Genomic DNA, 12,642 nt, shown 5'->3' on the forward strand with positions numbered 1-12,642 from the left:
TTCACTCATTCACTCATTCACTCATTCACTCATTCACTCATTCACTCATTCACTCATTCACTCATTCACTCATTCACTCATTCACTCATTCACTCGAATAAGTGCAGATTTATAAGTCTGGACTCCTTAATTTTTTAGTTTCTATAGCCAATTTCTACATTTGCCACTGTTAAATCAAAATCTAAAGAGCGATTTTAATGAAAGCCCAAATCAAAAATTGCTTATCCTAAATTTATCTTCTCATGAAAAAACGAATACTTTTCATTGGTCTATGCTTAATGATTTTAAGCTTTGGTATTCATCAGAGTAACGCTACTCTTCTGACAAAATTTGAAACGCCTTCTTTCTGGAAAACCAGTTTTCCACGTGGCATTAATTGGCAAAGAATGACCGACGTTGGTATTTTGGTAGTATCAACTGATGACGCTTTGTATGGATTGAATCCTGAAAATGGACAAAAATTATGGCAACATGAATTCCTGAAAAAACTGAAAGAAGAACGTTATGACCCAATTGAAAATTCGCCTTTAGTAGCTTTGGTAGATAAGCGAGGTTTGATGTCGATGGATCATGTTATTTTAGATGTAGTCTCTGGAAAAGTATTGTGTAATACAGGCGAAATGGGTTTTAGAACGGTAGAAATGCGTACAGAATTACCGCCACTCGGAGGAATACTTTTTCTAGGCTTAAATAAATATGGTAAGAAAATCATGACTTTGGTAGATGCTGGTGATGGGCATGCAAAGTTTACACAAGAATTGAAAGACTTTGGAGGAACTGAGATGTTTGCAGGTCGTCCATTTGTTATGAATGGAGATATTTTAGTGGTAAGTAATAAGGCAATCTTTCGTTTCAATGGACAAACAGGTGAAAAGGTTTGGGAGATTGAACAAAAAAGTCCGAATGCTGAAGTCATCGTTGATAAAAGTGCTGGCTTAGGTGCTAGTATGGCAAATTCTTTAAATCCTAAATTTCGTTACTTTACACAAATTCGCCCCGGTAGAGATAAAAATAGTTTTTTCTATACCAGTAAAAAGTATGTTAATAGTTTTGATTTTGCTACAGGAAAAGCCCTTTGGGCTGATCCTGTAAAAGTTGGAGGAGAAATCGTTGAAACAATTTATGATAATGGCGGATTTATTGTTGCTACCGACGACCCTGAAATTATCATGTTGGATTATCAAAACGGTACTCGTTTGTGGGGAAAAGGTCCGAAATTAAAAGGAACATTATCATTTTATAATTACTGTGACAAAGGACTTTTGATTTCGATGGAAAGTTCAAGAGGGAAAAACTCACTCAGTATTTTAGATTTAAAAACGGGTCAACACGTATTTGATAAACCCAATAAAGTAGATGGGCAAATTGTTGACTTACAACTAACACCCAAAGGTATTTTTTATCGTACTACAGAAGAAGTAAACTTTCAAAGCTTGGAAACAGGCAAAGATTTATGGGATAAACCATTGAAGTTGAAAGAAGGAAATGTAGCTTGTCAGAAAGATTATTTACAATGGATTTATTCTGATAAGAAACTTTTTGAAGTAAATCTTCAAAGTGCAAGCATGAAAGAATTTGTTGCTGATAAAGTAAAACTGAACGAAAAAGAAGCTCCTTCAGGATTTCAAGTACGCAACGACGGTATTTTGTTGACCTCTAGTCAGAATTTAGTGAAGTTTGGTTTCGCAGGAAATGTAATGTATAGCCAATATTTTCACTCCCCAACGGCCAGCACTGCTGGAAAGATTTTCGGTGGTATTATGGCCGTTGGTGGAACTATGTTAGCGGTTGCTGCTGCGGCAAATGCAGGTTATGCAAAAGGAGCAACGGCTGGCGGAGGTAGAACTTATGAGGTTGATAGCTATATTCGTCAGCAAGAACAAGCGCAACAAATGTGGTCTGCCGTAGCTTCTGCGGGTTTTGCGATGATGAACAAACGTTTCAAAGCATCGGCGCAAACAGAAAATTATCAAGCAATTTTAACTGATGATGCCAATGACGGTTCTCAAAAAGGAGTGGGCTTGGTGAAAGTGAATAAAGACAATGGAAAGGTAGAAGCAACAGTAATTTTGGGCGATAAAAAACCAGTTTATGATCTAGATGAAATTGGTGGCTTGATGTATTATCGTTCAAAAGATAATGAGATTACGGCTTTCAAATTCTAAGTATTCGAAATAAATCAATTGATAATGTAAACCTATAAGGATTTTAAATTAGAACTCTCATTATTGGATAATTATATAAATCCTTATAGGTTTTGTAAAGTAGTTAAGAATACTTAAATGAAATAAAAGATTAAATATTTAGTGGTTAGGTTTTTAAAACTCTCGTTCAATGAGCGGGAGTTTTTTTATTGTGTAATTCAAATATTAAAACCGTAGCGGCAATCCCTTGCGGTTGCCGATGGGATGATTTATTGGAAATGTGATCGGTAACTGCAAGAGTTACCGCTACATGTTTTTTGTTTCATTTCCTCAATAAATGTTTTTCAAAGAAAGAATCATTTTTCAAAGAGTATTCCAACACCGCAGTGCTGTCGCCATACATTACTTGTTGGAAAGAAAGCATATTGTGAAATTGTTTGTAGTCGGCTTTTACGATGGTAGTTTGTGGTTTTGAGAGTAAAATACTCTTATAAACTTGATGTAAAGTCGGCAAAGTATTCACCAAGAAAAAGGCTAATCCAAGCCAAAAATAAAGTTTTCTGCTTTGGGTTTGCACAAAAACATAAGCAATGGCAACCGTCAGAATAAACATAGAAGGAACAGACGCTCTAATATTCAAATCGTTAGCAATTCCGATTTGATATAAGGGTACAATCGTCAAAAAAAATAAAGCAACATTTACCATTTTTGTAAATGGGTGTTCGAATTGTTTGAGGAAAAAGTACCAAATCAGGAAGTTAAAAACAATATAAAATAGATAAGTCCAATACCATTTTTCTATGCCAGCTTGCCACATAAATTGTGTGTTGTCGCTGTTTACGCCTTGTGTACTCAGGAAATAAATAATCAGTGGAGTAAAACCAAGAACCAAAAAAGTTTTTTCAAAGATACTCTTCAGCATAAAGAAGCTTGACCAATTATTGAAGTAATAATATAATACAAAAGGGAAAATCCCGATACTTGCCAATGGACTCCAATACATCGTTGCCAATAACATCAGCAATATTTCATCCAAATTTACTTTCTTCAGAACATTCGCCTCCAACATAAAACAAGCTCCAAAACAGGCAGGTAAAACATGCTGTGGTGCAAGGGCAAAACCTTCCCAAAATGGTGGTCGCATCAACCAAAAATCATTCAGTTTTACATGATAAGGTGGATAAATATAAGTCTGAAAGTCAAGCCAAAGCATTACTTTGTATAATAGCCAAGCATTTGAAAATAAGATAATTACAGCAATGACGGATAGGCGATATTTATCAAGAAAGGTAATAGCCCAAAGGAAAACCAAGAATGCTCCTGTGGTACTCCAAGCCAAAGAAATATAGCGACAATATTCAATGCCAACGATTTTTCCGAGTGCTGCTGTTGGAAGATAATAACCTAAATAATAGCACATATATACCTTGAAATCAGGATAATACAGTGGCCATTTATTTTGAACAAGGTCACGATACTTTAGGTTATTCGCCATGAAATCAACCGTTTGTTCACGAAATTCACCAATACCAACCAATAGATTAAGTACTAAAGCCAAGATAAAAACCAGCGAAACAGTAAGCCAAGAGAGGGGAGTTTTTAAGCGACGAATATCGTCAGATTGGGTATTTTTAAGATAATTGAAAACAAAAAGACTAATAATCAAGCAAGCACTTATTCCAATTTCCGCCCTTACCCAAGTAAGTAAAAACAGATAAGTCGGAATCAGTAAATAGACCAGCGAACTAATTTTTAGGATTTTGATAATTTTCATGACGATAGGAAACAAGGATTATACCTTAAAATTAATCGGCAAGAATGTCTTTTCAGCATTTCGCTTACTTTTTTTATAAATTGTTGGAATGGGACCTCACTGGCGTCGCCTGTGGAAGCTATTTTAAATAGTGAAAGAAAATGAAAATCTATGCAAATCTGAAAGTAGAGTCTATGTAAAAATGCAATTTGTATTGTCGGATTCAATCAATAAAAGTTAAATAATCTTGATTATTGACCATGAGACTCTTAAGGTACGTAATGTCACTCCTCTATACACAAATCAATAAAATGAAATGCTAAGCTAAGAGTTTATAAAGCAGGAAGCACAGTTGTACAGGTTGTGTTGTGAAGACAGTTTCAACCTTAATAGTGGATTACTTTTTCAGATAGTTAAGAAAACTAGAGTTATATTAATACATTCAATATTAAATTTACAAATTATACAATTATGGTAATATAACTCCTCATAAAATGAATAATACTGATATAAATGAAATTATTAATCAACTAAAAGTCGGGAATTTTAATAACCTATATTGGTCTCAAAAAGGCGTTTATTTTGATATCCTTACTAATTATGGTTTTCTTGATAATAATTTTTATGGAAATGCCAAGTCACTGATTTTTAATGAAGTTGATTTTGAGGATGTTATTTTTGAATGTGATATTACTAATCTATTTCCAAGTATTACTTTTTGTAATTGTACATTTAAGCATTTAACTTTTAAAAACTTTACAATAATTTTCCCTTTTTCTTTTCAAATTCCTAAAATGCCAATAGCACAAACTATTTTAGGTGATATTAATTTTAAGAATTGTAGTTTTAACGGATTCTTTGATATAACATATAATCCATTAAAAAACAGGAATGGAAAAAACGAAATAAGGAATATTCATATTGGAAAATGTAAGGCAGATAAGATAAATATTAATAATTTAATCACTGAATGTATTTTTATAAAAGAGAGCGAGATAGATAGTATAACCTTATATGATAAAGTTATAATTAATAACTTCTTAGCTCTTCATATGAATACTATTAACTGGATGGGGATTAAAAATATTGATATGATTGATAGAATAACAGGAAGTCAAATAGCTTACAGTTATGGTTTTTACAAGTCTTTAAATATGCGGAATAACTCAATTAAAACCCTGCGTTTAAACAATAATTTTTTTGAAAAAATCCAAATTATAAAGTCAACCATTGAAGAAGAATTCCATATTGAAAATAGTTTCGTTGGATTAATAGAGTTTTCCAAATCAACTATTAAAAATACCTATTCATCCAAAAATAAATTAAAAAAAATTGAGTTTAAGGGTAAAAATATCATTGAATATTATTCAAATGAAGATAATATTGAGGAACTTAATTTTAGTTCTTTTATAAATAAAGACTTTTTGTCAAGTTTTAATAATAGTAATATAAACTCTATAGGTTTCAATTCTTGTATAAATGAAGGAAAGATATACTTCAATAATCTATCTTATAAAAGCGAGGAAAAATATGAATTTAATGAACCAAGAATTGTCTTTAATCAAATAGGAGATTTTCTGAAAACATATTCAGTTGATGGGAAAGCTATTTCTTTTATAAATTCAGATATAGGTAACGTTAGTTTTGTGAATATAAATTGGTCTGATTATACTATTAAGTTTATTAATTCAAACATTATAAAGGCCTTTTTTTCTAATGAAATAAATTGTGATTTTCATACAAGTATTACAAACATAGACAGAAAACTTTTTTATATGCAGTTAAAAAAAGCATACGAAAATCAAGGGGACAATATCTACAGTATGCATTTAAAATGTAAAATACTTGAGATAGAAAGACAAGAAACGGATTTATTTAATAAAATTATATTATTTCTAAGTTGGCATTCAAATAGGCATAATACTAATTATTTACATTCTCTAATTTGGGTTTTCATATATCCTATCATTTTTTACTTACTTTATTTATATTCAATTGATAGATTATTAAAAGATACTTGTTTTGACTTAAATCTTGTTGGATATTATTTTGAATTTATCAATCCTACGCATAAAATAGGATTCATAGAAAGTAAACTCAATGGACTTTCTATATTTTATGACTTTTTGGGAAGAATTTTTGTAGGCTTTAGCATTTATCAATTCATAAGAGCTTTTCGGAAATATGGTGGTGCTTGAGGGTAGAATGAAGACATTCCTAATAGCAAATATAAATTGCTCACTGGTGAAACGCAATCCCATCAAAATCACGCCCCAATCCATCAAAAAGACAGGACAAGCTATCTAAAAGAATCGTCGTTCTATCTCTTTTGCGGTATTTTGCGTGAATTAGATGGCTTGATGCGTCTTTTTTGCGGGAAATTGCGTGAGAAAGATAGGCTGTCCTATCTCGGAGATAGCTTTTCCTATCTTTTTGATAGGTTTGAGGATTAAAAACCGAATAAAACCGCAAAGGGTAATAGGTTTTAGCTTTGACACCTTTTTAAAAGTTGTCAAAGCTCTTATTCTTGCGGTTGCCAACAAAAATAGACAGGTTGAAAACCTGTGCTACTTAAATTACTTGCCCCATTGCAGGGTCGGTGAAGCTTTCTTTGCCTGTTTCGATATGTCCTGCGTAGCGTTGTTCAAAGGTTTTGTTACCTTCTATTTTTACCACAAAATCATACCAAGCGTGACTTTTACTGAAATCTAAAGCTACCGTTAGGCTTTTGCCTTTGGCTACTTCTACGATTTTTTTGCCTGTTTTATAACTCAAATCTTCAATCACAAAACGAAGGTTTTGTGCTTCATTATTCTTCAAAGTCAACACACCATTACCCGTGAAAGTATTTTTAGTAAGCTGATTATTTTGGTAAATCAAAACCGTTTCAACATTCGTCAGTGCATTATTCAGTTTGAAAGATCTAAAGAAACCGTTCGGGCCATACACTTCTATTTGGGCATTTTTATCTGCCAATGCTGCTAATGACCAAGTATCTTTCAAGGTATCACCTGCTTTTACGGCATAGTTTCGGGTGCTGATTTCGTCTAAACCATTTTGGGTATAACGAGTATAAACCACAAATGCCGCTCCTGCTGATTTTGTGCCAAATGTTTTATTTCCAGCCGAAAGAGTGAGTTCAAAAGATTTTTTATCGTTACTAAAACCAGCTTCTGCATATAATTCGTAAGGCAAAGCACAAGCTTTACGAATGCCTTTTTCTTGTCTGGGCATCAAGGCTGAAGCATTGCCCAAAGTATTGGCTTCTTTGATTTCTTCGGCAGAAAGAGCCTTGAAATTGGAAGGTACATTTTTGAATTTTGCTTTATGGACACTTTCCAAAAATGGTTCTTTTGCTACAAAAGTCGGAAGAGCGATTTTCTCGCCATTGTAAGGTTTAAACACCGAAGTCAAATCACCACAAACGGTTCTTCTCCACTCCGAAATGTTTTCTTCTTTGATATTTTTCTTTGTTTTGTGGCTGAGGAATTTTTCCAAAAACTGTAAAATAGAAGTATGGTCGAAAATTTCTGAACAAACATTTCCACCTCTACTCCACGGCGAAGCAATCAAAAGAGGTACTCTAAAACCTAAACCAATCGCTCCGTCACGAGTATCTTTTTCTGGATTTTTGTAGTAATCTCTTTTCTTTTCGTGAGCCATATTTACTTGCTCTACCGAAACATCAATGCCTACCGAAACTTTTCCAGTGTTAGTTTTTTGATGATGTGGCGGAAGGAAAGGAGGGATGTGGTCGAAGTAACCGTCGTTTTCATCATAAGCCAAAATAAAAATGGTTTTCTTCCATACTTCTGGATTTTGGGTAAGAATATCCATCGTTTCTGATAAGTACCAAGCTCCGTACCACGGTGCACCGGGGTGGTCAGAAAAGTTTTCGGGAGCAACCAACCAAGTAACCGCAGGTAATTTATTATTTGCAACATCTTGGCGGAATTGGTGCAAAACATCGCCTTTGGGTACTTCTAATTTTCTGGCGGTTCCGTTATCATTATATTCCAATGAAGTAAGTTCATGGAAATGTGGGTCGTTGCGGTTGTTAGTAAAGGCTTTTTGGTGAATATTTTTCTGGAAAGTAGAAAGCTTTTCAAAATTCTCAGGTGTGTAATTAATAATATCTTCCTGAGCGATTTTTAAATAGCTTTTCTTTTGTGCCAATGCTCTTTCTGCTTTTTTCAAAGCTTCACTTCCTGCTGCAAGTGTTGGGATTTCCGCAGAAAGCTTTTCGATTTCTTTCGGTAAAAATTTCACTACTTCTTGAATATAGCGATAATATTCTGGAGAGAATTTTACTTGATATTGTTCAAACCATTCAATCGGATTATCGGTGAAATTAGCCAACCAAGCATCGCCTTCACCTTCCAAACCAGTAGGCAAACTGATTTCATTTTGATAGATTTTCCAAGAAATACCATTTTCTTCTAAACGTTCCGGAAAAGTTTTCCATTTTGCCCATCTGCCATAGTCAAGGTCTTCGTTTTTAACATTGGCTTTTGAATCAAAATCTTGCTTTTCACGAATTGTACCTGTCCACAAGTACAAACGATTGGGTGTTGTTCCTGTTAAAGACGAACAAAAATTTTGGTCACAAACCGTAAACGCATCCGCCAAAGCGTAGTAAAAAGGAATATCTTCACGGTTATAATAGCCCAAAGTTAAGGGCATATCCTTGTACTCTTTATGTCCAGATTGTTTTACATGAAGCCATTTATCATTCTTTCCGCCGTTCAAAGCATCCACTTGGTTTTCCCAAGAATGTGGTAAAGAACTCATCCAAGTAGCGTTTGAATCACGTAGATTTAGGCGAAAAGGAGCGAAGGTTTGTCCTTTTTCATTTTGTTGCAACCATACTTTATTTCTGCTTGGAAGCGTAATCGCACGAGGGTCGTTGAAACCACGGACACCTTGCAAAGTACCAAAACAATGGTCGAAAGAGCGGTTTTCTTGCATCAAAATTACAATGTGTTCTGCATCCCAGAAAGTACTTCCTTCGGCAGGATTAATTGCCATTGCTTTTTGAATTGAAGCAGGTAATATTCCCAGGAAACCAGCCCCAGAGGCTAATATAGACGCTTTTTTGATAAACTCTCTCCTTGATTCCATGTGTTGATTTTGTAATTAGCTATCAGAATTCGGTTGTCGGTAATCCGGAAAAGATTAACATAACCAATTCTTATTTATTAGTAAGTTGATACAAATACAAAGATAGAGTAGGGCGTAGGATTAAACTGTACTGATATATTATTGCTTTGTTAAGGAAATGTGATGACTAACATAAATAATAATGGAAGATGTAGCGGCAATCCCTTGCGGTTGCCGAAAAATGGAATAAAATGAAAACGGTAACCGTGAAGGTTACCGCTACATATTTGATTTTTATAGATAGAATTGTTATTTCAGCCAATTCATATCTCATATTTAAACCAACGCTTCATACAAAATCTCAACAGCATGTTTTGCTGTACGACCAGTACCATCATGAATTTGGTGACGACAACTTGTTCCAGAAGCCGCAATGATTACATCTTCTCCTTGTTTACGAATGGTTGGGAAAAGTACCAATTCACCTACTTGATTCGATAATTCAAAATGTTCTTTTTCATAACCAAAAGAACCCGCCATACCACAACATCCCGAAGGAATAATTTGTACTTCGTAGTTTTCAGGCAATGAAAGTGTTTTCTTGGCAGGTACTAAACTTGATAATGCCTTTTGCTGACAGTGTCCGTGTAGTTTTACTAAGCGTTTTTCTGTCGTAAATACTTTTTTAGAAATACGTTTTGCATCAATTTCTTTCGCTAAAAACTCTTCTATCATGAATACATTTTTGGCTAAAGCTTTTGCAGCATCTACCAAATCATCATTTACCAAATCTGGATATTCGTCACGGAAAGTAAGAATTGCCGAAGGTTCAATCCCAATTAATGGCGTTTCTGAGTTAATAACATCTTTTAAAAGACTAACGTTTTGATTTGCCAATTTCTTAGCATCATCCAAAAGTCCTTTTGATAATTGCGGACGACCAGATTCTGCATGATTTGGAATGATTACTTCATAACCCAAACGATTCAATAATTTCACGGTTGTAATACCGATTTCTACATCGTTATAATTTGTGAATTCATCGATGAATAAAAAGACTTGCTTTAACCTCACCCCCGACCCCTCTCCTGTTGAGAGGGGAGATTTTGTCTGGGTAATAGTTCCCCTCTCAGCAGGAGAGGGGTTAGGGGTGAGGTTTTTATTAGCCCACTTTTTAAAAGTAGTATTGCTCAATAAAGGCATTGTTCTGTCTGGGTGAAAACCTACGACAGTATTGGCAATTTTACGAAGAGCAGGCGTTTCAAAAATAAAATTATAAGCCCACGGAACATAAGAAGCTACTTTTGAAAGCGAAGAGAAATTTCCAACCATGCGACTACGTAATGGTACACCGTTTTCTTTGTAGTATTGGTGTAAAAATTCCATTTTTAATTTCGCTACATCCACGTTAGATGGACATTCGCCTTTACAACCTTTACAAGCTAAACACAAATCAAATACTTCTTTGATTTCTTCATGGTTGAAGCGGTTCGCTTTATCAGAATGCGTTAAAAACTCACGAAGAATATTGGCTCTGGCACGAGTCGTTTCTTTTTCATTGCGAGTAGCCATATAAGACGGACACATCGTTCCACCTGAAGCAGGCGTTTTTCTACAATCTCCCGAACCATTACATTGTTCGGCATGCTGTAAAATATCTTGGTCGTGGAAACGGAAAGTAGTTTTAAATTCAGGCGTTTGTTGGCCCGGAGTATAACGCAAAAACGTATCCATTGGCGGAGTATCCACAATTTTGTTCGGATTGAACACATTGTAAGGGTCCCAAGTACGTTTTACTTCTTTCATTAATTCATAGTTGTGGTCGCCTACCATTTGTTTGATGAACTCGCCACGCAAACGTCCGTCGCCATGTTCTCCCGAAAGCGAACCTTTATATTTTTTCACCAAAGTAGCAATCTGTTCGGCAATCAAACGGAATTGTTTATTTCCTTCAACTGTCTTTAAATTGATAATCGGACGTAAGTGAATTTCTCCAGAACCTGCATGCGCATAATGTACAGAGTACATATTATTTGCTGAAAGAATCTCATTGAATTCACGGATAAAATCTGGCAAATCGTTTACATCAACGGCAGTATCTTCAATTACAGCTACTGCCTTTTCATCGCCCGGAAGGTTTGAAAGTAAACCCAAACCTGCTTTTCTCAGATTCCAAACTTTTTTGGTGTCTTCCCCAAATACTACTGGAAAGTGATAACCCAAACCAGCAGCACGCATTTCTGCTTCCATTTCTTTGGCTTGTTGTTCAATAGTAGCCTTTGAATCAGAACGTAATTCTACGACCAAAATCGCACCCGGATCTCCTTGAACAAAGAAACGGTTTTGACTATGTTCAACACTTGCCTTAGTACATTCTAAAATATAATGATCCATCAACTCAGAAGCCGAAGGTTTGTATTTCAGTGCAATCAAATTTGCCTTTAACGATTCTTGAACATCATTGAAGTGAACGCAAACCAACCCAATTTCTTTTGGAGGTAAATCGTTCACGTGCAATTTGATTTCTGTCAAGAAACAAAGAGTACCTTCTGAACCTGCAATTAACTCACAGAAATTGAAAGGTTTTCCTCCTTCGGTATAAGGCTCGCAATTCAAAAGCATATCCAAAGCATAACCCGTATTTCTTCTTTCAATACTTGGTTTGGGAAATTCATTTCTGATTTCAGCCTGATTGGTCTCGTTAGATAATACTTCATTGGTTTTCAAGTAAATTTTATCCAACAAAGTAGCCGAACCATTTTTACGCTGTGCTGATTGAAGAAGATGATTAAAAGTAGTCAAATCATCATTCTTGAAAACCACATCCGTTCCATCTGCTAAAATGGCTTTTACTTCCATCAAATGGTCACGAGTAGAACCATAAACTACTGAATTTGAGCCACAAGAATTATTGCCGACCATTCCACCAATCATCGCACGGTTGGCAGTCGAAGTTTCAGGGCCAAAGAATAAACCATGTTTTTTGAGCTCAATGTTTAATACATCACGTACCACACCTGGTTGTACTCTCACCCAATGTTCTTCTTTATTAACTTCAAGAATTTTAGTGAAATTCTTAGAGACATCCACAACGATACCATTACCCACAACTTGTCCCGCTAAAGAAGTACCAGCCGTTCGAGGAATGATAGACGTTTTATTTTCACGTGCGAAATTTATTAATTTTCTAATATCCTCTATCGTCTTCGGAAGGGCTACAGCCTGAGGCATTTCTCTGTAAGCAGAGGCGTCAGTTGCGTATAGCGTTCGCATAACGGTATCATAATGGAGTTCACCCTCTAATTGACTGGCAAGCTGAGAAAGTATCGTTGGATTGGTCATTTTTGGATTCTACAAAGAATAATATAGTTTTTCTAAGTTCTTATTTCAGACTTCAAATTTACCAATAAAATCAATTTGAAACTTATAAAAATATTTTATTAAGGTGTTTGTATTGAAAAAGTACAAAAATACATAGGCATAATGTTGCTAATAGATTTAACATTTTTTAACAAAAAATGCTTTGAGGACATTATTTGAACGGTTATATCACAAACTGTGCTACATTTTAAGTTTTAAAAATAAGTAGAAGTACAATTTTTTAGGATTAAGTATGGAAATGTTGAATTAAATTTTTCCTTAAAA

At 34.7% G+C, this 12,642-nt stretch carries 5 protein-coding genes; 2 read left to right on the forward strand and 3 right to left on the reverse strand.

Annotated features, from left to right (window positions below; translation table 11 throughout):
• Positions 1-242 precede the first annotated feature (242 nt).
• The gene (locus ABID42_RS23215; RefSeq protein ID WP_367285692.1) at positions 243-2,165 is read left to right on the forward strand and encodes an outer membrane protein assembly factor BamB family protein; all 1,923 of its coding nucleotides are present in this window, start codon (positions 243-245) and stop codon (positions 2,163-2,165) included.
• A 301-nt stretch (positions 2,166-2,466) separates the two neighbouring features.
• Here ABID42_RS23215 and ABID42_RS23220 read toward each other — a convergent pair whose 3' ends face one another.
• On the reverse strand, positions 2,467-3,918 hold the full coding sequence (locus ABID42_RS23220; RefSeq protein WP_367285693.1) for a hypothetical protein: 1,452 nt from the start codon (positions 3,916-3,918) through the stop codon (positions 2,467-2,469).
• 473 nt (positions 3,919-4,391) lie between these two features.
• Between ABID42_RS23220 and ABID42_RS23225 the strand changes: the two genes are divergently transcribed.
• Positions 4,392-6,095, forward strand: coding sequence for a hypothetical protein (locus tag ABID42_RS23225; protein ID WP_367285694.1), 1,704 nt, complete (start codon positions 4,392-4,394; stop codon positions 6,093-6,095).
• 373 nt (positions 6,096-6,468) lie between these two features.
• Here the strand turns inward: ABID42_RS23225 and ABID42_RS23230 are convergent, their stop codons facing one another.
• On the reverse strand, positions 6,469-9,018 hold the full coding sequence (locus ABID42_RS23230) for a phosphocholine-specific phospholipase C (RefSeq protein WP_367285695.1): 2,550 nt from the start codon (positions 9,016-9,018) through the stop codon (positions 6,469-6,471).
• A gap of 315 nt (positions 9,019-9,333) precedes the next feature.
• Positions 9,334-12,339, reverse strand: coding sequence for an FAD-binding and (Fe-S)-binding domain-containing protein (locus ABID42_RS23235; protein WP_367285696.1), 3,006 nt, complete (start codon positions 12,337-12,339; stop codon positions 9,334-9,336).
• Positions 12,340-12,642: the final 303 nt, after the last annotated feature.

Origin of the sequence: Arcicella rosea (assembly GCF_040543805.1) — a bacterium.
Classification (GTDB): domain Bacteria; phylum Bacteroidota; class Bacteroidia; order Cytophagales; family Spirosomataceae; genus Arcicella; species Arcicella rosea.

Excerpts from the sequence above, each read along its gene's own strand:
- ABID42_RS23215 (WP_367285692.1), top strand. The coding sequence starts at position 243 with ATGAAAAAACGAATACTTTTCATTGGTCTATGCTTAATGATTTTAAGC.
- ABID42_RS23220 (WP_367285693.1), bottom strand. The coding sequence starts at position 3,918 with ATGAAAATTATCAAAATCCTAAAAATTAGTTCGCTGGTCTATTTACTG.
- ABID42_RS23225 (WP_367285694.1), top strand. The coding sequence starts at position 4,392 with ATGAATAATACTGATATAAATGAAATTATTAATCAACTAAAAGTCGGG.
- ABID42_RS23230 (WP_367285695.1), bottom strand. The coding sequence starts at position 9,018 with ATGGAATCAAGGAGAGAGTTTATCAAAAAAGCGTCTATATTAGCCTCT.
- ABID42_RS23235 (WP_367285696.1), bottom strand. The coding sequence starts at position 12,339 with ATGACCAATCCAACGATACTTTCTCAGCTTGCCAGTCAATTAGAGGGT.